General features: G+C 40.6%; 37 protein-coding genes. All 37 read right to left on the bottom strand.

Translation table 11 applies throughout. The features are described 5' to 3' along the window. Positions 1 to 11 precede the first annotated feature (11 nt). On the bottom strand, positions 12 to 806 hold the full coding sequence (locus MHB74_RS00825; protein WP_061678369.1) for an energy-coupling factor transporter transmembrane component T family protein: 795 nt from the start codon (positions 804 to 806) through the stop codon (positions 12 to 14). Continuing rightward, entirely contained in the window at positions 794 to 1,675 is an 882-nt protein-coding gene (locus tag MHB74_RS00820; protein ID WP_000406519.1) for an energy-coupling factor ABC transporter ATP-binding protein, read from the bottom strand. Before MHB74_RS00820 ends, MHB74_RS00825 begins: the two co-directional genes overlap by 13 nt. After that, positions 1,651 to 2,493 (bottom strand): energy-coupling factor ABC transporter ATP-binding protein, encoded by an 843-nt coding sequence (locus MHB74_RS00815; protein ID WP_061678370.1) that lies wholly within the window; start codon positions 2,491 to 2,493, stop codon positions 1,651 to 1,653. Before MHB74_RS00815 ends, MHB74_RS00820 begins: the two co-directional genes overlap by 25 nt. 103 nt (positions 2,494 to 2,596) lie before the next feature. Next, positions 2,597 to 2,959 carry a 50S ribosomal protein L17 gene (gene rplQ, locus MHB74_RS00810; RefSeq protein WP_000331490.1) on the bottom strand — a complete coding sequence of 121 codons (363 nt, stop codon included), beginning with the start codon at positions 2,957 to 2,959 and terminating at the stop codon, positions 2,597 to 2,599. Between the two features lie 35 nt (positions 2,960 to 2,994). Then, positions 2,995 to 3,939 (bottom strand): DNA-directed RNA polymerase subunit alpha, encoded by a 945-nt coding sequence (locus tag MHB74_RS00805; protein ID WP_000569644.1) that lies wholly within the window; start codon positions 3,937 to 3,939, stop codon positions 2,995 to 2,997. 180 nt (positions 3,940 to 4,119) lie between these two features. Then, complete coding sequence (gene rpsK / locus MHB74_RS00800) at positions 4,120 to 4,509, bottom strand: 30S ribosomal protein S11 (protein ID WP_000101797.1); 390 nt, start codon at positions 4,507 to 4,509, stop codon at positions 4,120 to 4,122. A 24-nt stretch (positions 4,510 to 4,533) separates the two neighbouring features. Further along, positions 4,534 to 4,899, bottom strand: coding sequence for a 30S ribosomal protein S13 (gene rpsM, locus MHB74_RS00795; RefSeq protein WP_000090790.1), 366 nt, complete (start codon positions 4,897 to 4,899; stop codon positions 4,534 to 4,536). 21 nt (positions 4,900 to 4,920) lie between these two features. Further along, on the bottom strand, positions 4,921 to 5,034 hold the full coding sequence (gene rpmJ, locus MHB74_RS00790; RefSeq protein ID WP_000868344.1) for a 50S ribosomal protein L36: 114 nt from the start codon (positions 5,032 to 5,034) through the stop codon (positions 4,921 to 4,923). 35 nt (positions 5,035 to 5,069) lie between these two features. Continuing rightward, positions 5,070 to 5,288 carry a translation initiation factor IF-1 gene (infA, locus tag MHB74_RS00785; RefSeq protein ID WP_001029884.1) on the bottom strand — a complete coding sequence of 73 codons (219 nt, stop codon included), beginning with the start codon at positions 5,286 to 5,288 and terminating at the stop codon, positions 5,070 to 5,072. Between the two features lie 68 nt (positions 5,289 to 5,356). Further along, the gene (gene map, locus MHB74_RS00780) at positions 5,357 to 6,103 is read right to left on the bottom strand and encodes a type I methionyl aminopeptidase (RefSeq protein ID WP_000582541.1); all 747 of its coding nucleotides are present in this window, start codon (positions 6,101 to 6,103) and stop codon (positions 5,357 to 5,359) included. After that, positions 6,103 to 6,753 (bottom strand): adenylate kinase, encoded by a 651-nt coding sequence (locus MHB74_RS00775; protein ID WP_001048992.1) that lies wholly within the window; start codon positions 6,751 to 6,753, stop codon positions 6,103 to 6,105. Before MHB74_RS00775 ends, map begins: the two co-directional genes overlap by 1 nt. A gap of 56 nt (positions 6,754 to 6,809) precedes the next feature. Continuing rightward, entirely contained in the window at positions 6,810 to 8,111 is a 1,302-nt protein-coding gene (gene secY, locus MHB74_RS00770; protein ID WP_000490122.1) for a preprotein translocase subunit SecY, read from the bottom strand. Next, positions 8,111 to 8,551, bottom strand: a complete 441-nt coding sequence (gene rplO / locus MHB74_RS00765; RefSeq protein WP_000766082.1) for a 50S ribosomal protein L15 — start codon at positions 8,549 to 8,551, stop codon at positions 8,111 to 8,113. Before rplO ends, secY begins: the two co-directional genes overlap by 1 nt. A 33-nt stretch (positions 8,552 to 8,584) precedes the next feature. Then, positions 8,585 to 8,767, bottom strand: coding sequence for a 50S ribosomal protein L30 (gene rpmD / locus MHB74_RS00760; RefSeq protein ID WP_001085231.1), 183 nt, complete (start codon positions 8,765 to 8,767; stop codon positions 8,585 to 8,587). 13 nt (positions 8,768 to 8,780) lie between these two features. Continuing rightward, the gene (gene rpsE / locus MHB74_RS00755) at positions 8,781 to 9,281 is read right to left on the bottom strand and encodes a 30S ribosomal protein S5 (RefSeq protein WP_000554646.1); all 501 of its coding nucleotides are present in this window, start codon (positions 9,279 to 9,281) and stop codon (positions 8,781 to 8,783) included. Between the two features lie 21 nt (positions 9,282 to 9,302). Then, the gene (gene rplR, locus MHB74_RS00750) at positions 9,303 to 9,665 is read right to left on the bottom strand and encodes a 50S ribosomal protein L18 (RefSeq protein ID WP_000628818.1); all 363 of its coding nucleotides are present in this window, start codon (positions 9,663 to 9,665) and stop codon (positions 9,303 to 9,305) included. 33 nt (positions 9,666 to 9,698) lie between these two features. Beyond that, positions 9,699 to 10,238 carry a 50S ribosomal protein L6 gene (gene rplF, locus MHB74_RS00745; RefSeq protein WP_061678371.1) on the bottom strand — a complete coding sequence of 180 codons (540 nt, stop codon included), beginning with the start codon at positions 10,236 to 10,238 and terminating at the stop codon, positions 9,699 to 9,701. A gap of 32 nt (positions 10,239 to 10,270) precedes the next feature. Next, positions 10,271 to 10,669 carry a 30S ribosomal protein S8 gene (gene rpsH, locus MHB74_RS00740; RefSeq protein WP_000245511.1) on the bottom strand — a complete coding sequence of 133 codons (399 nt, stop codon included), beginning with the start codon at positions 10,667 to 10,669 and terminating at the stop codon, positions 10,271 to 10,273. 29 nt (positions 10,670 to 10,698) lie between these two features. Continuing rightward, positions 10,699 to 10,884: a 30S ribosomal protein S14 gene (rpsN, locus tag MHB74_RS00735; protein ID WP_001085700.1), complete on the bottom strand. Its 186-nt coding sequence runs from the start codon at positions 10,882 to 10,884 to the stop codon at positions 10,699 to 10,701. Positions 10,885 to 10,917: 33 nt separating this feature from the next. Further along, entirely contained in the window at positions 10,918 to 11,457 is a 540-nt protein-coding gene (gene rplE, locus MHB74_RS00730) for a 50S ribosomal protein L5 (protein ID WP_001080829.1), read from the bottom strand. A 26-nt stretch (positions 11,458 to 11,483) separates the two neighbouring features. After that, a complete protein-coding gene (rplX, locus tag MHB74_RS00725) occupies positions 11,484 to 11,795 on the bottom strand; it encodes a 50S ribosomal protein L24 (protein WP_000558201.1) in 312 nt (103 codons plus the stop codon). A gap of 38 nt (positions 11,796 to 11,833) precedes the next feature. Continuing rightward, positions 11,834 to 12,202 (bottom strand): 50S ribosomal protein L14, encoded by a 369-nt coding sequence (gene rplN / locus MHB74_RS00720; protein WP_000615912.1) that lies wholly within the window; start codon positions 12,200 to 12,202, stop codon positions 11,834 to 11,836. A gap of 43 nt (positions 12,203 to 12,245) precedes the next feature. Next, complete coding sequence (gene rpsQ / locus MHB74_RS00715) at positions 12,246 to 12,509, bottom strand: 30S ribosomal protein S17 (protein WP_000004106.1); 264 nt, start codon at positions 12,507 to 12,509, stop codon at positions 12,246 to 12,248. 20 nt (positions 12,510 to 12,529) lie between these two features. Then, positions 12,530 to 12,730: a 50S ribosomal protein L29 gene (rpmC, locus tag MHB74_RS00710; RefSeq protein ID WP_000855718.1), complete on the bottom strand. Its 201-nt coding sequence runs from the start codon at positions 12,728 to 12,730 to the stop codon at positions 12,530 to 12,532. Further along, complete coding sequence (gene rplP / locus MHB74_RS00705; protein ID WP_000928969.1) at positions 12,720 to 13,154, bottom strand: 50S ribosomal protein L16; 435 nt, start codon at positions 13,152 to 13,154, stop codon at positions 12,720 to 12,722. The genes rpmC and rplP overlap by 11 nt, the downstream gene beginning before the upstream one ends. Position 13,155: 1 nt before the next feature. Continuing rightward, a complete protein-coding gene (gene rpsC, locus MHB74_RS00700; protein ID WP_000529958.1) occupies positions 13,156 to 13,815 on the bottom strand; it encodes a 30S ribosomal protein S3 in 660 nt (219 codons plus the stop codon). A 3-nt stretch (positions 13,816 to 13,818) separates the two neighbouring features. Further along, positions 13,819 to 14,160, bottom strand: coding sequence for a 50S ribosomal protein L22 (gene rplV / locus MHB74_RS00695; RefSeq protein WP_001148024.1), 342 nt, complete (start codon positions 14,158 to 14,160; stop codon positions 13,819 to 13,821). Positions 14,161 to 14,177: 17 nt separating this feature from the next. Beyond that, positions 14,178 to 14,456 carry a 30S ribosomal protein S19 gene (rpsS, locus tag MHB74_RS00690; protein WP_000124454.1) on the bottom strand — a complete coding sequence of 93 codons (279 nt, stop codon included), beginning with the start codon at positions 14,454 to 14,456 and terminating at the stop codon, positions 14,178 to 14,180. A 60-nt stretch (positions 14,457 to 14,516) separates the two neighbouring features. Further along, positions 14,517 to 15,347 carry a 50S ribosomal protein L2 gene (rplB, locus tag MHB74_RS00685; RefSeq protein ID WP_000511582.1) on the bottom strand — a complete coding sequence of 277 codons (831 nt, stop codon included), beginning with the start codon at positions 15,345 to 15,347 and terminating at the stop codon, positions 14,517 to 14,519. Positions 15,348 to 15,375: 28 nt separating this feature from the next. Then, positions 15,376 to 15,666 carry a 50S ribosomal protein L23 gene (rplW, locus tag MHB74_RS00680; RefSeq protein WP_001205558.1) on the bottom strand — a complete coding sequence of 97 codons (291 nt, stop codon included), beginning with the start codon at positions 15,664 to 15,666 and terminating at the stop codon, positions 15,376 to 15,378. Further along, positions 15,666 to 16,289 carry a 50S ribosomal protein L4 gene (gene rplD, locus MHB74_RS00675; RefSeq protein WP_001127258.1) on the bottom strand — a complete coding sequence of 208 codons (624 nt, stop codon included), beginning with the start codon at positions 16,287 to 16,289 and terminating at the stop codon, positions 15,666 to 15,668. Before rplD ends, rplW begins: the two co-directional genes overlap by 1 nt. Positions 16,290 to 16,313: 24 nt before the next feature. After that, positions 16,314 to 16,946, bottom strand: a complete 633-nt coding sequence (gene rplC / locus MHB74_RS00670) for a 50S ribosomal protein L3 (protein WP_000160209.1) — start codon at positions 16,944 to 16,946, stop codon at positions 16,314 to 16,316. Positions 16,947 to 16,980: 34 nt separating this feature from the next. Then, positions 16,981 to 17,289 (bottom strand): 30S ribosomal protein S10, encoded by a 309-nt coding sequence (rpsJ, locus tag MHB74_RS00665; protein WP_001040595.1) that lies wholly within the window; start codon positions 17,287 to 17,289, stop codon positions 16,981 to 16,983. A gap of 400 nt (positions 17,290 to 17,689) precedes the next feature. Continuing rightward, a complete protein-coding gene (tuf, locus tag MHB74_RS00660; protein WP_001029617.1) occupies positions 17,690 to 18,877 on the bottom strand; it encodes an elongation factor Tu in 1,188 nt (395 codons plus the stop codon). A gap of 117 nt (positions 18,878 to 18,994) precedes the next feature. After that, the gene (gene fusA, locus MHB74_RS00655; protein WP_061678372.1) at positions 18,995 to 21,073 is read right to left on the bottom strand and encodes an elongation factor G; all 2,079 of its coding nucleotides are present in this window, start codon (positions 21,071 to 21,073) and stop codon (positions 18,995 to 18,997) included. Positions 21,074 to 21,282: 209 nt separating this feature from the next. Continuing rightward, a complete protein-coding gene (gene rpsG / locus MHB74_RS00650; RefSeq protein ID WP_001137490.1) occupies positions 21,283 to 21,753 on the bottom strand; it encodes a 30S ribosomal protein S7 in 471 nt (156 codons plus the stop codon). A gap of 29 nt (positions 21,754 to 21,782) precedes the next feature. Further along, the gene (gene rpsL / locus MHB74_RS00645; protein WP_001142341.1) at positions 21,783 to 22,205 is read right to left on the bottom strand and encodes a 30S ribosomal protein S12; all 423 of its coding nucleotides are present in this window, start codon (positions 22,203 to 22,205) and stop codon (positions 21,783 to 21,785) included. Positions 22,206 to 22,293: the final 88 nt, after the last annotated feature.

The following is a 22,293-nucleotide window of genomic DNA, read 5'->3' as shown; positions in this document are numbered from 1 at the left end:
TCCATTCTCCATTACGATCGCACCCATGCCAAAATACAAGCTAAGCAAAGTAAGCTTATAATCGTTACTGTATCGCTTGTTTTCCAGCGTAGTTGCCTAAATTTAGTACGTCCTTCGCCACTTTGATATCCACGAGCCTCCATAGCAATTGCTAAGTCCTCAGCACGCTTAAAAGCACTGATAAATAGAGGAACCAGTAGTGAGATAATAGCTTTCATCCTATCTTTTATCGGTCCTCCTGCGAAATCAATACCACGTGACGATTGTGCTTTCATTATTTTACTCGTTTCATCCATTAATGTCGGAATAAAACGAAGAGAAATTGACATCATTAATGCGATTTCATGAACAGGAACTTTTATACGCTTCAACGGCTTTAATAACGTCTCCAAACCATCTGTAATCTCAATAGGTGTCGTCGTTAACGTTAATAATGTCGTCATTAAAATAATAACGAAGAATCGTATAGAAATGTATATTCCTTGCTCTAATCCTTTTTCATGTATTGAAAACCAACCAAGCTGGAATAGTACTTCCCCTTCTTTATTTGTAAAAATATGCAGGAAAAATGTAAAAAGAAAAATCCATAGAATTGGTTTTAAGCCCGAAAGTACATAACGAATCGGCACTTTTGCAAAAAATAAAGCAATGAGTGCATATAAAAATAAAAATCCATATGAAATCGCATTATTTGCTAAGAAAACAACAAATACATATAAAAAGACAATCAGCAGCTTCGTACGTGGATCAAGTTGATGAATAAGAGAATCCCCTGGAATATACCTTCCAATAATCAACTGCTGCATGATTCATGACCACCTTTTCGTAACACCTGCACAACTTCATGAGTAAGATCCTCTAAAGATAAGGTAGCCTTTGGGATTGAAATGCCAAACTTCTCTTCAATTGCACGTTTATACTTTAAAGACATAGGAAGATCCACGCCAATTTTCTCTAGCTCATCAGCATGTGAAAATACTTCCTCTGCACTTCCTTGCAAAAAGACCGTTCCTTTATGCATGACTACAATCTGCTCCGCATACTTAGCAGCATCCTCCATATTATGTGTTACTAGGATAACTGTAAGACCTTTTTCCTTATGTAGCTTATAAAACATCTCCATAAGTTCATTCTGCCCTTTTGGATCTAGTCCTGCTGTAGGTTCATCTAATACAAGCACTTCGGGTTCCATCGCCAATACGCCCGCTATCGCAACACGCCTCATTTGTCCACCACTTAACTCAAACGGTGAACGTGTTAACAGTTCTGGCTCTAACCCTACAAGTTCAATTGCCTCTCTTGCCTTTTGCTTCGCTTCTTCTACAGATACCCCAAAATTAGTAGGGCCGAAACAAATATCTTTCTCCACAGTCTCTTCAAACAACTGATGTTCTGGGAATTGAAAGACAACCCCTACTTTTTTACGTAGTGGCTTTAGCTTTTTTTCTTTCTTTCCTGCCGAAATGAAATGTTCACCAATTTGAACTGTGCCATTTGTCGGCTGCAATAAACCATTTAAATGTTGAATCATCGTCGACTTACCTGAACCAGTATGACCGATAATGGCATAATAGCCCCCACTTGGAAACGACACGTCTACATCATAAAGTGCGCGTCTTTCAAATGGAGTTTTATATTGATAACGATGTTCTACTTTTTGGAATGTAATCTCCAAAGTTCGTTCACCAAGCTTTCCATTGTAAGATGCGTATTTTGCAAGAGAATTTCATTTCTTTTTAATAATTCTGCTATTTTCACTGAAAATGGTACATCTAATCCAATTTCTTGGAGCATATGAGAGGACTTGAAAATTTGCTCTGGAGTCCCTTCCTCTAATATTTCTCCCTTATTTAAAATAATGACACGGTCTGATTGTGCCGCTTCTTCTAAATCGTGCGTAATTGATAACACGGTAATACCTTTTTGATTAACAAGTTGTCTAACCGTTTCTACTACTTCACGTCTTCCTTGAGGATCTAGCATTGACGTTGCTTCATCTAATATCAAAATAGATGGCTGAAGTGCTAAAACGCCTGCTATTGCCACTCGCTGCTTTTGCCCACCAGATAACGAATGAGGTTCATCATTAAGAAAATCTTCCATACGGACAAGTTTGAGAGCCTGATCTAATCTTTCTACCATCTCTTCTCTTGGCATTCCGATATTCTCTAAGCCAAATACAACGTCGTCTTGCACTGTCGTTCCAACAAATTGATTATCTGGATTTTGAAATACCATACCAATTTGCTTTCGAACATCCCACACCGTTTCCTCTGATAAAACCATTGTATCATTTACTGTAATAGTCCCTGCTTCCGGCAAAAACAAACCATTCAATAATTTTGCAAGTGTAGACTTCCCTGAACCGTTTTGTCCAATAACAGATACCCATTCTCCCTCATACAAAGAAAATGAAACATCTTTTAATGCATAAGTGGCTGCCCCAGGATATTGAAATGATATATTTTCTGTCCGAAGTTTCTCTTTTTTCAATACAAGGCACCCTTTCCTTCGCCAAGTTAGCCTATTTTTATATTTAAAAAAAAGGGCCATGACCAGTTTCTTGAAAAGAACTGTCCTGCCCTTTTAATTATCATTATACTAACTCGATAATTACCATTGGTGCTGCGTCTCCGCGACGTGGACCAATTTTTGCAATACGAGTGTATCCGCCTTGGCGCTCAGCATAGCGTGGAGCTACATCAGCGAATAATTTTTGAAGTGCATCTTGACCAGTCTCAGCGTTAGCTACTTCATTGCGAATGAAAGCTGCTGCTTGACGACGAGCGTGAAGATCTCCGCGTTTACCTAAAGTGATCATTTTTTCCACTACAGAACGAAGTTCTTTTGCACGAGTTTCTGTCGTTTGGATGCGCTCGTTGATAATTAAATCAGTAGCTAAATCACGTAACATAGCTTTACGTTGCGCACTTGTACGGCCTAATTTTCTGTATGCCATTCGTAGTTCCCTCCTTTGTTGATGGGTTTAAATCCTCAGTCGTCTTTACGTAAACCTAAACCTAATTCCTCAAGTTTATGTTTAACTTCTTCTAAGGATTTACGTCCTAAGTTACGAACTTTCATCATATCTTCTTCTGTTTTGTTCGCAAGCTCTTGTACAGTATTAATTCCTGCACGTTTAAGGCAATTATAAGAACGAACAGAAAGATCTAGTTCCTCGATAGTCATCTCAAGAACTTTCTCTTTTTGATCTTCTTCCTTCTCGACCATAATCTCAGCATTTTGTGCTTCATCAGTTAAACCAACAAAGATATTTAAATGCTCAGTTAAGATTTTGGCACCTAAAGAGATAGCTTCTTTTGGCCCGATGCTTCCATCCGTCCATACATCAAGCGTAAGCTTATCATAATTAGCCACTTGTCCGACACGTGTCTTTTCCACTTGGTAAGTCACACGTGATACTGGAGTATAAATAGAATCAATAGGAATTACTCCTATTGGTTGATCTTCGCTTTTATTTGCATCAGCTGGCGTATACCCACGGCCACGCTTTGCAGTTAAACGCATGCGGAAATGCGCATTTTTTGCTAACGTTGCAATGTGTAAATCTGGATTTAAGATTTCTACATCACTATCGTGAGTAATATCAGCAGCTGTGACAATACCTTCGCCCTGCACATCAATTTCCAACGTCTTCTCTTCTTCAGAGTAGATTTTAAGAGCTAACTTTTTCAAGTTTAAGATGATCGTCGTAACGTCTTCTACTACGCCCTCAACTGTTGAAAATTCATGTAATACGCCATCGATTTGGATAGCAGTAACAGCGGCACCAGGGAGTGAGGATAAAAGAATACGACGTAAGGAGTTACCCAAAGTAGTACCATATCCACGCTCAAGCGGTTCAATTACGAATTTACCATATTTAGCATCTTCGTTAAGTTCAACCGTTTCGATTTTCGGCTTTTCGATTTCAATCATTAACTAAACCCTCCTTCAAAACGTCGAAACCCCGGTTAAACAAAGGGATACCCCCTGTCTAACCGAAAGTCCCCCTTAGGCAGTTCCCGATTGTGCACAACAAGCGATGTTTCTGTACGAAATTTCTCGATAATGCATCATATCCATTATAGACAAAAGGGAAAATTCTATACAGAAAAATTACACACGACGACGTTTTGGTGGACGACATCCATTATGAGGAACTGGAGTAACATCTCTAATTGCTGTTACTTCTAGACCTGCAGCTTGAAGAGCACGAATTGCAGCTTCACGACCAGCACCAGGACCTTTAACAGTAACCTCTAAAGTTTTTAAACCGTGTTCCATTGCAACTTTAGCAGCAGCTTCAGCAGCCATTTGCGCAGCGAATGGAGTAGACTTACGAGATCCACGGAAACCAAGTGCACCAGCACTAGACCAAGAAAGTGCGTTACCATGAGTATCTGTAAGTGTTACGATTGTGTTGTTGAAAGTAGAACGAATATGAGCTATACCAGCTTCAATATTCTTTTTCACACGTTTTTTACGAGTGTTTGTTTTACGTGCCATTGTTAGTTCAACCTCCTTTACTTATTATTTCTTTTTATTTGCTACTGTACGACGTGGACCTTTACGTGTACGAGCATTGTTTTTAGAGTTTTGACCACGAACTGGTAAACCACGACGGTGACGAAGACCACGGTAAGAACCGATCTCCATTAGACGTTTAATGTTAAGAGATACTTCACGACGAAGGTCTCCCTCAACTTTAATACGATCGATGATATCACGGATACGTCCTAGTTCGTCTTCCGTTAAATCACGAACTCGTGTTTCTGAAGAAATACCAGCTTCAGTAAGAATTTTTTCAGCAGTTGTGCGACCAATGCCGAATACGTAAGTTAAAGAAATAACAACGCGTTTGTCTCGAGGAATATCTACACCTGCGATACGTGCCATTCTGAATGCACCTCCTTCTGATTAACCTTGTTTTTGTTTATGTTTAGGGTTTTCACAAATAACCATTACTTTTCCACGTCTACGAATAACTTTACATTTTTCGCAGATTGGTTTAACTGACGGTCTTACTTTCATGTCTCGAACCTCCTTAAAGATTACGGAGTGCTATATTATTTAAAACGGTACGTAATACGACCACGATTTAAATCGTACGGAGATAATTCTACCGTAACTTTGTCTCCTGGTAAAATACGAATGAAATTCATACGGATTTTACCAGAAACGTGAGCCAATACGACATGCCCATTCTCTAATTCTACTTTGAACATAGCATTTGGCAACGTTTCAAGAACGGTACCTTCGACTTCAATTACATCATCTTTAGCCATTCAATAGTTCTCCCTTCTTCAAATCAGTAACATTTTACACTGCTCTGAAATCCCGGAGAGCCAGCTACTTATAAAGTGGTAAGGATTTCGTATCCTGCTTCTGTAAGAGCAATCGTGTGCTCAAAATGGGCACACCATTTACCATCTACCGTTACCACTGTCCAGTCATCAGATAGTGTTTTTACATATCGTCTTCCTTGATTCACCATCGGCTCAACACAGATGACCATTCCCGGCTTTAATCTAGGGCCTCTATTTGGTGGACCATAGTGCGGGATTTGAGGGTCCTCATGTAAGTCTTGCCCGATTCCGTGACCAACATACTCCCTAACGATCGAGAACCCATTCTCTTCAGCATGGGTTTGAACCGCATGTGAGATATTTGATAATCTTTCGCCTGGTTTTACTTGTTCTAGACCAAGATACAACGATTTTTCTGTGACATCAAGTAGCTTTTGAACAGATTCAGAAATGCTTCCAACTGGATACGTCCATGCAGAATCGCCATGGTACCCATTGTATTTCGCACCAATATCGATACTGATGATATCGCCCTCTTTGAGCTTGCGCTTCCCTGGAATTCCGTGTACAAGCTCTTCATTTACAGAAGCACAAATGCTCCCCGGAAATCCGTTGTATCCTTTAAAAGATGGCGTAGCACCATATTTTTGAATCGTCTTTTCCGCTATTTGATCGAGCTCTTTCGTTGTAATTCCTGGAGTAATGTGCTGTTTCAACTCTTGATGAGTTAAAGCAACGATCCTGCCAGCTTCTCGCATGATTTCTATCTCGCGAGGAGTTTTGCAGATTATCATTACGCTAAGCCTCCGATGAGAACATCGATATCAGCAAATACTTTATTGATATCTTGCTCACCATTAATGCTTTGTAGGTAACCAAGCTCCTCGTAGAAATCAAGCAAAGGTTTTGTTTGCTTAATATTTACATCTAAACGATTTGCTACAGTTTCTTCATTGTCATCAGAGCGTTGATATAATTCGCCACCACATTTATCACACACGTCAGCTTTTGCTGGCGCATTGAATTCTAAGTGGTAAGTCGCACCGCACTCTTTACAAATGCGACGGCCTGTAAGGCGTTTTAATAACAACCCTGAATCCACATTAATGTTTAAAACATAGTCGATTTTTTTGCCAAGATCTTTCATAATCTCTTCAAGAGCTGATGCTTGTGCAACAGTTCGTGGGAAACCGTCTAGTAAGAAACCTCTTACGCAGTCTTCTTGACTTAAACGTTCACGAACGATTCCGATTGTAACTTCATCTGGAACAAGTGCACCTTTATCAATAAAAGATTTTGCTTGTAAACCCATTTCAGTTTCAGCCTTCATAGCTGCACGGAACATATCTCCTGTTGAAATGTGAGGGATGTTATACTTGGCAACAATCTGTTCGGCTTGTGTACCTTTACCAGCACCAGGAAGCCCCATTAAAATTAAGTTCATCCTTGTTCCCCCTCAGAGTACATGAGCATGTAGGGAAGACAATTCTTCCCACTTACTCACTGCTTGATAAACCCTTTGTAATGGCGTTTTACCAGTTGGCTTTCTAGCTGCTTCATTGTTTCTAAAGCAACGCCGACAACGATTAACATACTCGTTCCACCAATCTGTGCAGATGGAGGAAGATTTCCCAGTTTCGTAAAGATAACTGGTAAGATTGCAATCGCTGCTAGGAAAATTGATCCTACAAAGGTCAAACGATACAAGATTTTTGTTAGATATTGTTCCGTATTCTTACCCGGACGAATACCTGGAACATATCCACCTTGTTTGTTTAGATTCTCTGACATTTGCTCTGGATTAACCTGAACAAACGCATAGAAATATGTGAAGGCTACAATGAGCGCAACATATATAATCATTCCCACTGGGTGAGAATAGTTAAAGTTTGCAATGATCCACTGCGATACATCATGATTCGGGAAGAACTGTGCAATAGTTGGAGGCGTAATTAAGAATGAAACAGCAAAAATGACTGGAATAACACCCGCACTATTTACCTTAAGCGGTAAATGTGTGTTTTGTGCTCCAGCATGATTCCCATTCCCTCCTGTTACACGCTTCGCATATTGAATTGGGATCTTTCTAACAGCCTGTTGAATGAAAATAACACCAACAATAACCGCTAGCACAGCTAGTAAGATCAATGCAACTTTAACGATACTCATGAACAATTGATCTCCGATATTTTGAAACTGTTGTTGATACACTTGAGATATAACACTTGGGATCGCTGCGGCAATACCTCCAAAGATAAGGATGGAAATACCATTACCTACACCTTTAGATGTAATCTGTTCGCCTAACCACATTAAAAATGCAGTACCAGCAGTCAGTACCGTAGCAATGTATAAATAAGTGCTCCAACCAGGATTCAAAATTAATTGCCCACCTACCATACCGTTAAAACCGATTGACATACCAAACCCCTGAATAAACGCAAGAACAATTGTAAAGTAACGCGTAAATTGCGTTAGTTTACGACGGCCCATTTCGCCTTGCTTCGACCATTCCGAAAATTTAGGAACAACATCCATCTGCAATAATTGCACGATGATGGATGCTGTAATATACGGCATGATTCCCATCGCGAAGATGGAGAAGTTTTTCAAGGCGCCACCGCCAAATGTATTTAGGATACCTAAGGCATTTAATTGATCTTGTGCTTTCAGTACGTCTCCATTTGTAAATGGCACTGGGATAAACGTGCCAATCCTGAATACGATTAACATCGCTAAAGTGAATAATATTTTACGTCTTATCTCAGCAACGCGCATAAAGTTGGAGATTGTACGAAACATTAGATCACCTCAACTGATCCGCCAGCTGCTTCAATTGCTTCTTTAGCACTTGAAGAGAACTTGTGCGCTTTAACAGTTAGTTTTTTCTCTACTGCGCCGCTTGCAAGAATTTTAACACCGTCGTTTAACTTGCTGATAACGCCAGTTTCCAGCAATAATTCAGGTGTTACTTCTGTACCATCTTCAAAACGATTTAACGTTGTTAAGTTTACAATAGCAAACTCTTTACGGTTAATGTTTGTGAAGCCGCGTTTTGGTAAACGACGGAATAATGGAGTTTGACCACCTTCGAAGCCAAGACGAACACCGCCACCAGAACGTGCGTTTTGTCCTTTATGACCTTTACCAGCAGTTTTACCGTTACCAGAACCGATACCACGACCGACACGGTTACGTACTTTACGAGAACCTTCTGCAGGTTTTAATTCATGAAGTTTCATTCCCAGGCACCTCCTTATATTAATGAGTTATCCTTAAGCTTCTTTTACAGTTATAAGGTGAGAAACTTTGTTGATCATACCAAGAATAGCAGGAGTTTCTTCCTTAACTACAGTTGAATTCAACTTTTTAAGACCTAAAGCTTCTACCGTCGCACGTTGATCTTGTGGACGACCAATTACACTACGAGTGAGGGTAATTTCTAACTTTTTCGCCATTTGTTTTCCCTCCTTAACCTAGTAGCTCTTCTACAGATTTACCGCGTAATTTTGCAACATCTTCAGCGCGCTTAAGTTCGCTTAATCCGTTCACAGTAGCGCGAATCATGTTGATTGGTGTGTTAGAACCAAGAGATTTCGAAAGAATATCTTGTACACCAGCTAATTCAAGTACCGCACGAACAGGTCCACCAGCAATAACACCAGTACCTTCAGCAGCAGGTTTTAAGAATACTTCACCAGCTCCAAAGTGACCGTTGATTGTGTGTGGAATTGTTGTACCAACTAATGGTACAGCGATTAAGTTTTTCTTAGCGTCTTCGATAGCTTTGCGGATTGCGTCTGGTACCTCTTGTGCTTTACCAGTACCGAATCCAACATGACCGTTTTTATCGCCAACTACAACTAGTGCAGCAAAGCGGAAACGACGACCACCCTTAACAACTTTCGCGACACGATTTATCGTAACTACACGTTCTTCAAGTTCTAATTTACTTGGGTCAATGCGATGCATCAATTTTCCCTCCTTTGACCATTAAAATTGTAATCCAGCCTCACGAGCAGCTTCAGCTAGAGCTTTAACACGGCCATGGTATAAGTAACCACCGCGATCGAATACTACTTCTTTAACGCCTTTCTCTACAGCACGCTTAGCAACTGATTCTCCTACTTTCGTAGCAGCTTCAGTATTGCTAGTACCGTTAAGAGCAAGGTCTTTATCAAGAGTAGATGCACTTACTAACGTTACACCATTCACATCATCAATAACTTGAGCGTAAATATGTTGGTTAGAACGGAACACGTTTAAACGTGGACGCTCTGCAGTACCAGTAAGTTTAGCACGTACACGTGCATGTCTTTTCTTACGAGTCGCATTTTTATCAGCTTTAGTGATCATTTTCTTGTCACTCCTTTCTCTCACCTAACGGGTTTACTTAGCAGTTTTACCTTCTTTACGACGAACAACTTCGCCTTCGTAACGAATACCTTTACCTTTATATGGCTCAGGAGCACGTACAGCACGGATGTTAGCAGCAAATTCGCCAACACGTTGCTTGTCGATACCTTTGATTACGATTTTAGTTGGTGCAGGTACTTCAACTTCAATACCTGCTTCCGGAGTCATTTCTACTGGATGAGAATAACCTACGCTTAATACAAGTTTATCACCTTGTTTTTGAGCACGGTAACCTACACCGACTAATTCAAGTCCGCGTGCGAAACCTGCAGTTACACCTTCAACCATGTTTCCGATTAAAGCACGAGTTGTACCGTGTAATGCACGGTGGTCCTTCTGTTCAGATGGACGCTCAACTGTTAATGTATTCTCTTCAATTTTGATAAGCATATCAGCATTGAAAGTACGAGTTAATTCACCTTTAGGGCCTTTTACTGTTACAGTATTGTCTTCTGCAACTGTGATAGTAACACCTGCAGGGATTTCAAGAATCTTTTTACCAATACGAGACATGTGGTCACACCTCCGTTCGTTTTAAATATATATTACCAAACGTATGCTACTACTTCTCCACCAGTTTGTAATTGACGAGCGTCTTTGTCTGTCATTACTCCCTTAGATGTAGAAACAAGAGCGATACCTAATCCGTTAAGTACACGTGGTACTTCATCAGCTTTAGCGTAAACGCGTAAGCCAGGTTTACTGATACGTTTTAATCCAGTGATTACACGTTCATTGTTTGCACCATATTTCAGGAAAATACGAAGGATACCTTGTTTGTTATCCTCGATGTATTCTACATCACGAATGAAACCTTCACGTTTTAAAAGTTCAGCGATCTCTTTTTTGATTTTAGAAGCAGGAACCTCTAATTTCTCATGACGTACCATGTTCGCATTACGGATGCGAGTAAGCATGTCTGCAATTGGATCTGTCATCACCATGTGTTTTACCTCCTTCCCATTTGTGGGTTTTACCAACTAGCTTTTTTAACACCAGGAATTTGACCTTTATATGCAAGTTCACGGAAACAAATACGGCAAAGCTTAAATTTGCGGTATACAGAATGCGGACGACCGCAGCGTTCGCAACGTGTATACTCTTGTACTTTAAACTTAGGAGTACGCTTTTGTTTCGCTATCATAGATTTTTTAGCCACGTTTTCGCCTCCTCTACTTAGCGTTGGCTTCCATTATTTTTGGAATGGCATACCGAATTGTGTTAAAAGTTCACGAGCTTCTTCATCAGTTTTCGCTGTAGTAACGATTACGATGTCCATACCGCGGACTTTGCTTACTTTATCATAATCGATCTCAGGGAAGATAAGTTGCTCTTTAACACCTAATGTGTAGTTCCCACGACCATCGAATGATTTCTTAGAAACACCACGGAAATCACGTACACGTGGTAAAGAAACTGATACTAATTTGTCGAAGAATTCATACATTTGCTCGCCGCGTAAAGTTACTTTCGCACCGATTGGCATACCTTCACGAAGACGGAAACCAGCGATTGATTTTTTAGCACGAGTTACAACAGGCTTTTGACCTGCGATTTGTGTTAATTCTTCTACTGCATTGTCTAAAGCTTTTGAGTTAGATACCGCGTCACCAACACCAGTGTTGATTACGATCTTTTCGATTTTCGGTACTTCCATCACAGATTTATAGTTAAACTTGCTCACTAGAGCAGGAGTAATTTCCTTTTGGAACTTCTCTTTAAGGCGATTCAATGAAGTGACCTCCTTTCTTAAGAAAATTATTTATCTAATAATTCACCAGATTTTTTTGCAATACGAACTTTTTTACCATCTTCTACTTTGAAGCCTACGCGAGTAGGTTCACCTGTTTTAGGATCTAAAACCATAACGTTAGAAACGTGAATAGGTGCTTCTTTAGTAATAATTCCACCTTGTGGATTTAATTGAGATGGCTTAGAGTGTTTTTTAACGATGTTAACACCCTCAACGATAACACGGTTTTGCTTTGGGAAAGCCACAAGGATAACGCCTTGTTTTCCTTTGTCTTTACCAGTGATTACCTGTACTTTATCACCTTTTTTTACATGCATCTTAATTCTGCACCTCCTTAGCAAGGCAATACCTTAAATTATAGAACTTCTGGAGCTAAAGAAACGATCTTCATGAAGTTGCTATCACGTAATTCACGAGCTACTGGTCCGAAGATACGAGTACCACGTGGGCTCTTATCGTCTTTAATGATAACCGCTGCGTTTTCATCAAATTTGATGTAAGAACCGTCCGGACGACGAGCTCCGCTCTTCGTACGTACTACTACTGCTTTAACAACGTCACCTTTTTTAACAACGCCACCTGGTGTTGCTTGTTTTACCGTAGCAACGATAATATCACCGATGTTAGCATATTTACGACCAGAGCCGCCTAATACTTTAATTGTTAAAAGTTCACGTGCACCAGAGTTGTCAGCAACTTTCAAACGAGATTCTTGTTGGATCATCTTATGAAACCTCCCTTCGGACTAAAAATTCCGATTCATCTATTTAGATAATAACCGCTTCTTCAACGATTTCAACTAAACGGAAACGCTTAGTAGCAGAAAGCGGGCGAGTTTCCATGATTTTAACGATATCGCCAAGTTTCGCTTGGTTTTGCTCATCATGGGCTTTGTACTTCTTAGAATACTTAACACGCTTTCCGTACAAGGAATGAGTTTTGTAAGTTTCAACTAAAACTGTAATCGTTTTGTCCATTTTGTCAGACACAACACGACCAGTATAAACTTTGCGTTGGTTACGTTCGCTCACTATGCAAACCTCCCCTCAATTTATCGATTAATTCCGATCTCTCTTTCACGAACTACAGTTTTCATACGAGCAATTGCTTTACGCACTTCACGAATGCGAGTTGGATTCTCTAATTGTCCTGTAGCAAGTTGGAAGCGAAGATTGAACAATTCTTCCTTTAAAGCTTTAACTTTTGTTTCGATTTCGGCAGTGGTTAATTCACGAATATCATTAGTTTTCATTAGATTCACCACCATTTTCTTCACGTTTTACGAATTTACATTTCACAGGTAACTTGTGAGCTGCAAGACGTAATGCTTCGCGTGCTACCTCTTCAGATACACCCGCGATTTCGAACATAATTTTCCCAGGTTTTACTACTGCTACCCAGCCTTCTGGTGCCCCTTTACCGGAACCCATACGTACTTCTAGAGGTTTTGCAGTGTAAGGTTTAGAAGGGAAAATTTTAATCCATACTTTACCGCCACGTTTCATGTAACGAGTCATTGCACGACGAGCAGCTTCGATTTGACGGTTTGTAATCCATGAAGCAGCTTGTGCTTGTAAACCGAATTCACCGAAAGCAATTTCAGTTCCACCTTTTGCACGACCACGCATTTTACCACGATGCTCTCTACGATATTTTACGCGTTTTGGCATTAACATATTATTTTCCTCCTTCCTCAGAAGCTTTCTTTTTTGTAGGAAGGACTTCTCCACGGTAGATCCATACTTTTACGCCTAATTTACCGTATGTTGTATCAGCTTCAACTGCTGCATAGTCAATATCAGCGCGAAGTGTATGAAGTGGAACAGTTCCTTCACTGTAAGATTCTGCACGAGCGATATCAGCTCCGCCAAGACGACCAGAAACCTGTGTTTTAATACCTTTAGCACCTGCACGCATAGCACGTTGAATAACTTGCTTTTGTGCACGACGGAATGATACACGGTTTTCTAATTGACGAGCAATGTTTTCGCCTACTAATTTAGCGTTAAGATCAGCTCTCTTAACTTCTAAAATGTTGATGTGTACACGCTTGCCTGTTAATTGGTTAAGAGCTTTACGAAGTGCTTCAACTTCAGTACCACCTTTACCAATTACCATACCAGGTTTTGCAGTGTGAATTGTAACATTTACACGATTTGCTGCACGTTCGATTTCTACTTTAGCAACAGCAGAATCTTTTAAGCGTACAGTAATGTACTCACGGATTTTGATGTCTTCATGTAATAATGTAGCATAATCTTTCTCTGCGAACCAACGAGATTCCCAGTCACGGATAACGCCGACACGAAGACCAATTGGATTAACCTTTTGACCCATCGATTATCCCTCCTTCTTTTCTGATACCACAACTGTGATGTGGCTTGTGCGTTTGTTAATTTGGCTTGCACGACCCATTGCACGTGGACGGAAACGTTTCAACGTTGGACCTTCGTCAACGAAAACTTTTTCAACAACTAGGTTGTTAATATCCATCTCATAATTGTGCTCTGCATTTGCGATTGCAGATTTTAAAACTTTCTCTACAACTGGAGAAGCAGTTTTTGGTGTGTGGTTAAGGATAGCAATCGCTTCACCCACTTGCTTACCTCGGATTAAGTCTACTACTAAACGAACTTTACGAGGAGCAATACGAACTGTTCTCGCTACTGCTTTAGCTTGCATTGAAGTGCCTCCTCTCATTATCTTCTAGTTTTCTTATCGTCAGCAAGGTGACCTTTATACGTACGAGTTGGTGCGAATTCACCTAACTTATGGCCAACCATATCCTCAGTGATGTACACAGGTACGTGTTTACGACCATCATATACAGCGATTGTGTGTCCGATGAACTGAGGGAAGATTGTTGAACGGCGAGACCAAGTTTTAACAACTTGTTTTTGCTCAGATGCAACTAATTTTTCCATTTTGCTCATTAAGTGATCATCGACAAATGGTCCTTTTTTTAAGCTACGAGCCATTTTGGTGCCTCCCTTCGTGATTGGCGTACGGTTCTAGAAATGAACCGTACTACAATCCCATTATTTTTTACGACGACGAACGATGAATTTGTCAGACGCTTTGTTTTTCTTACGAGTCTTGAATCCAAGAGTTGGTTTACCCCATGGAGACATTGGAGACTTACGTCCGATTGGAGAACGTCCTTCACCACCACCGTGTGGGTGATCAACTGGGTTCATTACAGAACCACGAACTGTTGGGCGTTTACCTAACCAGCGAGAGCGACCTGCTTTACCGATCTTGATAAGTTCGTGTTGTTCGTTACCTACTTGACCGATTGAAGCGCGACAAGCAGATAATACAAGACGTACTTCACCAGAAGTTAAACGTACAAGTACGTATTTACCTTCTTTACCAAGTACTTGAGCAGATGTACCAGCAGAACGAACTAATTGTCCGCCACGACCAGGCTTAAGCTCGATGTTATGAACAACAGTACCTACTGGAATGTTGATTAATGGTAATGCGTTACCGATTTTGATGTCAGCTTCTGGGCCAGACATAACTTCCATACCTACTTCTAAGTTCTTAGGAGCAAGAATGTAACGTTTTTCACCGTCAACGTAGTTAATTAATGCGATATTCGCAGAGCGGTTTGGATCGTATTCGATCGTAGCAACGCGTCCTGGAATTCCATCTTTGTTACGCTTAAAGTCGATGATACGGTATTGACGCTTATGTCCGCCACCTTGATGACGTACAGTAATTTTACCTTGGTTATTACGACCAGCCTTCTTGCTTAAAGGAGCAAGTAATGACTTTTCTGGTCTGTCAGTCGTGATTTCAGCGAAATCATTCGTAGTCATATTACGACGACCGTTAGTAGTTGGATTATACTTTTTAATTCCCATCTCAATTTCCCTCCTTCTTTAGTAAGAATTAAACGCCTTGGAAGATTTCGATTTCTTTGCTGTCAGCAGTTAGCTTAACGATTGCTTTACGACGACGGCTAGTAAAACCAGCGTGACGACCAACGCGTTTTGCTTTCGGCTTGTAGTTCATGATGTTCACTTTTTCTACTTTAACACCAAAGATCGCTTCAAGAGCATCTTTAACTTCTGTTTTATTAGATTTAACGTCCACATCGAACGTGTATTTTTTTTCAGCCATCATTTCCATAGAACGTTCAGTGATAACTGGGCGCTTAATGATATCACGAGGATCTCTCATTATGCAAGCACCTCCTCTACTTTTTCCACTGCCGCTTTTGTCATGATTAGCTTATCATGATGAAGCACGTCTAAAACGTTTACGCCATCAGCAGTGATTACTGTTACTCCAGGGATATTGCGAGCAGATAACTCTACAGATTCGTTTGCATCAGCAGTTACGATAAGAGCTTTCTTCTCAACAGTTAATCCTTTAAGTACTGCTAGCATGTCTTTTGTTTTTGGTGCATTTAACACTAGGTCTTCAAGAACTACAATGTTGTTCTCAACTACTTTAGTAGCTAATGCAGATTTGATTGCTAAACGACGAACTTTCTTAGGAAGTTTGTACGCATAGCTTCTTGGTGTAGGTCCGAATACCGTACCACCACCACGCCATTGAGGAGAGCGGATAGACCCTTGACGAGCACGTCCAGTTCCTTTTTGACGCCATGGTTTACGACCACCACCACGAACTTCAGAACGAGTTTTTACTTTGTGTGTACCTTGACGTAAAGATGCACGTTGCATCATTACAGCTTCGAAAAGTACAGCTTCATTTGGTTCGATACCGAAAATAGCTTCAGCTAATTCGATTTCACCAACCTGTGAACCAGTTTGGTTATATACAGTAACTTTTGGCATTGGAATTCCTCCTTCCTATGTGAATTATTTGCTAACCTTCACAGCGCCTTGAACAACTACAAGAGATTTCTTAGCACCTGGAACGTTACCTTTTACTAGTAATAAGTTGCGCTCAGTGTCAACTTGAACGATTTCTAAGTTTTGGATAGTAACTTGGTCTCCACCCATACGTCCAGCAAGTTTTTTACCTTTGAATACACGGTTCGGAGCAACTGGGCCCATTGAACCTGGACGACGGTGATAGCGAGAACCATGAGACATAGGTCCGCGAGATTGTCCGTGGCGTTTGATAACACCTTGGAAACCTTTACCTTTAGAAATTCCTGTTACGTCAACGATTTCACCTGCAGCGAAAACTTCAACTTTTACCTCTTGACCAACCTCTAATCCGTCCACGTCTGCATCGCGGATTTCGCGAATGAAGCGCTTAGGAGTTGTAGATGCTTTAGCAGTGTGGCCTTGTTCAGGTTTGTTAGTTAACTTTTCACGTTTATCTTCAAATCCTAACTGGATTGCATTGTAGCCATCAGTTTCAGTTGTTTTCTTTTGAAGAACAACGTTTGGATTAGCAGCGATAACTGTTACTGGGATTAACTCACCGTTCTCAGCAAATACTTGAGTCATACCGATCTTTCTTCCTAAGATTCCTTTGGTCATGAGTTACACCTCCTACATTTTTAAGTTATATGAATTATAGTTTGATTTCGATATCTACACCAGACGGTAAGTCTAAACGCATTAATGAATCTACTGTTTGTGGAGTAGGACTCACGATATCGATTAAACGTTTGTGTGTGCGCATTTCGAATTGCTCACGAGAATCTTTGTACTTATGAACAGCACGAAGAATTGTGTAAATAGTCTTCTCAGTTGGTAATGGGATCGGACCAGAAACTGTTGCCCCAGAACGCTTAGCTGTTTCTACAATTTTCTCAGCTGATTGATCAAGAATACGGTGATCATAAGCTTTTAAACGGATACGAATTTTTTCTTTTGCCATTATTTTCCCTCCTTCGTTCGCCTATTTCTAAAATAGACCTTCTCCATGGAAATTTCCCCACACCATGCCATGGCAAAGCGGCCGGGTGTGTCAGCAACCTTCCACTTCATCGCAGTCAAAGACCAACATTGTCTATTATACAATGTTATTCGTCTAGATGCAAGCATCTTTTTGTTTGCATCTGCTTTTCTCTACTTTTGCTATTATACATGGCACTTTAAAGAATTTCAAGTTTTCATCTAACAGAATTCATTTTACAGTTTATGGATTTTAGTTTTGTTGATTTCATATTACTATAGAAGAAACTCGTCAAAACATAAAAATATTATTTCATTCATTATATAACTACAAACAAAAAACCCAAGGGAAGATCCCTTGGGTTTTTTTATATCAGTTAAGATTACTCAACGATAGTTGCAACTACACCGTAACCTACTGTACGTCCACCTTCACGAATAGAGAATTTAGTTCCCTCTTCGATAGCGATTGGAGCGATAAGTTCGATAGTCATTTCGATGTTGTCACCAGGCATTACCATTTCAGTACCTTCTGGTAATTGGATGATACCAGTTACGTCAGTTGTACGGAAGTAGAACTGAGGACGGTAGTTAGCGAAGAATGGAGTATGACGTCCACCTTCTTCTTTAGATAGTACGAAAACTTCAGCTTTGAATTTAGCGTGAGCTTTTACAGAGCCAGTTTTAGCAAGAACTTGTCCACGTTGGATGTCTTCACGAGCAACCCCACGAAGTAAAGCACCGATGTTGTCTCCAGCTTGAGCTTGGTCAAGAAGTTTACGGAACATCTCTACACCAGTTACAGTTGTAGAAGCATTTTCTTCAGCAAGACCGATGATTTCTACTACGTCACCAACTTTAACGATTCCGCGCTCTACACGACCAGTTGCAACTGTACCACGACCTGTGATAGAGAATACATCCTCGATAGGCATTAAGAATGGTTTGTCAGTTTCACGTTCTGGAGTTGGGATGTAAGCATCAACTTCAGTCATTAATTCAATGATTTTTGCTTCCCAATCAGCTTCTCCTTGAAGAGCTTTAAGAGCAGAACCTTTGATTACAGGAATGTCGTCGCCTGGGAATCCGTATTCAGATAATAGGTCGCGAACTTCCATTTCTACTAATTCTAATAATTCTTCGTCGTCTACCATGTCGCATTTGTTTAAGAATACAACGATGTAAGGAACACCTACTTGACGAGAAAGAAGGATGTGCTCACGTGTTTGAGGCATTGGGCCATCAGCAGCAGATACTACTAAGATACCGCCGTCCATTTGAGCAGCACCAGTGATCATGTTTTTAACATAGTCAGCGTGACCTGGGCAGTCAACGTGTGCATAGTGACGAGTTTCAGTTTCGTACTCAACGTGTGCAGTTGAGATTGTGATTCCGCGCTCTCTTTCTTCTGGAGCAGCGTCGATTTGATCGTATCCGCGTGCTTCAGCACCACCAGCTTTTGCAAGAACTGTAGTGATCGCAGCAGTTAATGTAGTTTTACCATGGTCAACGTGGCCGATTGTACCGATGTTAACATGGGGTTTAGAACGTTCGAATTTAGCTTTAGCCATTCTAAATTCCTCCTTAGTTTATATAGGTTATTTTATATTTAGGCTAGAAAGTGAAACTTGCGTCCCACTTTCTAAGCTTACATAAGTAGTTATACGTGAAGAATCGATAAAAATCAATTATTCACCTTTATTTTTTTTGATAATTTCTTCAGAAACAGACTTCGGTACTTCTTCATAATGATCAAATGTCATTGAGAATGTTCCGCGTCCTTGAGTGTTAGAACGTAATGCTGTCGCATAACCGAACATTTCAGAAAGTGGAACCATAGCGCGAACAACTTGTGCGTTACCGCGAGCTTCCATACCTTCTACACGTCCACGACGAGACGTTACGTCACCCATGATGTCTCCCATGTATTCTTCAGGAATTACAACTTCAACTTTCATCATTGGCTCAAGAATTACTGGGTTACATTTAGAAACCGCAGCTTTAAGTGCCATAGATGCAGCGATTTTGAACGCCATCTCAGATGAATCGACATCATGGTAAGAACCGTCAACTAATGCTGCTTTAATGTCAACTAGTGGGTAACCAGCTAGTACACCATTTTTAAGTGAGTCTTCAAGACCCGCTCCAACAGCTGGGATGTATTCACGTGGAACTACACCGCCGACGATTTTGTTTTCGAATTCAAATCCTTTACCTTCTTCGTTAGGCGCAAACTCAATCCAAACGTGACCGAATTGTCCACGTCCACCAGATTGACGAGCGAACTTACCTTCAACTTTCGCAGCAGCGCGGAAAGTTTCACGGTATGCTACCTGAGGAGCACCAACGTTTGCTTCGACTTTGAATTCACGACGCATACGGTCAACGATGATATCAAGGTGAAGTTCACCCATACCAGCGATGATAGTTTGGCCAGTTTCTTGGTCAGTGTGAGCACGGAATGTTGGATCTTCTTCAGAAAGCTTAGATAATGCTGTACCCATTTTATCTTGGTCAGCTTTAGATTTTGGTTCGATAGCTACAGAGATAACTGGCTCTGGGAATTCCATAGACTCAAGGATAACAAGGCTCTTCTCGTCACAAAGAGTATCACCAGTAGTAGTATCTTTTAAACCTACAGCAGCAGCGATATCACCAGCGTAAACTGTTGAAATCTCTTCACGGCTGTTAGCGTGCATTTGTAGGATACGACCTACACGCTCACGCTTACCTTTAGTTGAGTTTTTCACGTATGATCCAGAGTTTAACACACCAGAGTACACACGGAAGAACGTTAACTTACCAACATAAGGGTCAGTCATGATTTTGAATGCTAAAGCTGCGAATGGTTCTTCATCGCTAGACTTACGTTCGATTTCTTCATCTGTATCCGGAAGAGTACCTTTAATAGCAGGTACATCTAATGGAGATGGTAGGTAGTCGATAACTGCGTCTAACAGAATTTGAACACCTTTGTTTTTGAATGCAGAACCACAGATTACTGGGAAGAATTCTACAGAAGTTGTAGCCTTACGGATACCAGCTTTAAGCTCTTCTACAGTGATTTCTTCACCTTCTAGGTACTTCATCATCATTTCTTCATCAAGCTCAGCTACCGCTTCAATAAGTTTTCCACGGTATTCTTCAGCTAATTCTTTGTGCTCTTCAGGAATTTCAACACGTTGAATGTCTGTTCCTAAATCGTTACCGTACATGTAAGCACATTCTTCAACAAGGTCAATGATACCATTGAACTCATCTTCAGCACCGATTGGTAACTGAATTGGGTGTGCGTTTGCTTGTAAACGATCGTGGATTGTTCCTACAGAGTATAAGAAATCCGCACCGATTTTATCCATTTTGTTAACGAATACGATACGAGGTACGCCGTAAGTAGTAGCCTGACGCCAAACAGTTTCTGTTTGTGGTTCTACACCAGATTGTGCATCAAGTACTGCTACCGCACCATCAAGTACGCGTAAAGAACGTTCTACTTCTACTGTGAAGTCTACGTGTCCTGGAGTGTCAATGATGTTTACACGGTGACCTTTCCATTGAGCTGTAGTTGCAGCAGAAGTAATTGTGATACCACGCTCTTGCTCTTGCTCCATCCAGTCCATCTGAGATGCACCTTCATGAGTTTCACCGATTTTATGAATACGTCCTGTGTAATACAGAATACGCTCAGTTGCTGTTGTTTTACCAGCATCGATGTGAGCCATGATACCAATATTACGAGTGTTTTCTAAAGAGAACTCTCTTGTCATTTGGTGTCTTGCTCCTTCCATATATGGATTGGATTTTTTTTATTTTAAGTAGCAAAAAAGCCACTTTATATTGTTACACATGTCAGTATGTCCAGTACCCTCATTATGTAAAACGAGCGCCCAACGAAAGGGAGAGGCATTCTCCCTCTCCACACTTCCATAAGCGACAAATAAAGCGGTTTATGCTTACATTTATTTTACGTTGAATCCTACCAACGGTAATGAGCAAATGCTTTGTTAGCTTCTGCCATTTTATGAGTGTCTTCACGTTTCTTAACAGATGCACCAGCGTTGTTAGCTGCATCTAAGATTTCGTAAGCTAGACGCTCTTCCATAGTTTTTTCACCACGAAGACGAGCATAGTTTACTAACCAGCGAAGACCTAAAGTTGTACGGCGTTCTGGACGAACCTCAACTGGAACTTGGTAGTTAGCACCACCAACACGACGAGCACGTACTTCAAGAACAGGCATGATGTTCTTAAGAGCTTGCTCGAATACTTCCATAGGGTCTTTCTCTGAACGTTCACGAACGATATCGAAAGCGTTATAAAGAATTGTTTGAGATTTACCTTTTTTACCGTCAACCATCATTTTGTTGATAAGGCGTGTTACTAGCTTAGATTTGTACATTGGATCTGGTAACACGTCACGTTTCGCAACAGGTCCTTTACGAGGCATATTGAGTTCCTCCTTTCATTTTAAAGTTATTATTTTTTAGCAGGTTTTGGTCGCTTAGTACCATATTTAGAACGTCCTTGCATACGTTTGTCAACACCAGCAGTATCAAGCGCACCACGAACGATGTGGTAACGTACCCCTGGTAAATCCTTTACTCGACCACCGCGAATTAATACTACGCTATGCTCTTGTAGGTTATGACCGATACCTGGGATGTAAGCTGTAACTTCAATACCATTTGTTAAACGTACACGAGCGTATTTACGTAACGCTGAGTTCGGTTTCTTCGGAGTCATTGTACCAACACGAGTACATACACCACGTTTTTGAGGTGCAGAGATATCAGTTGATTTTTTCTTTAAAGAGTTAAAACCTTTGTTTAACGCAGGTGATTTAGACTTCCATACTTTATCAGTACGACCATTTCTCACTAATTGGTTAATAGTAGGCATTTGATTATCCTCCCTTCGCATGTTTGTATGACCACATATCCAGGTGGTTCATTATTAGTTGAAAACAAAGTTTTTGCAAGGGAGAGCA

It is taken from the genome of Bacillus sp. FSL K6-0069 (genome assembly GCF_038007785.1).
Classification (GTDB): Bacteria; Bacillota; Bacilli; order Bacillales; family Bacillaceae_G; genus Bacillus_A; species Bacillus_A mobilis.
This window is presented reverse-complemented; position numbering and strand designations above follow the sequence as displayed.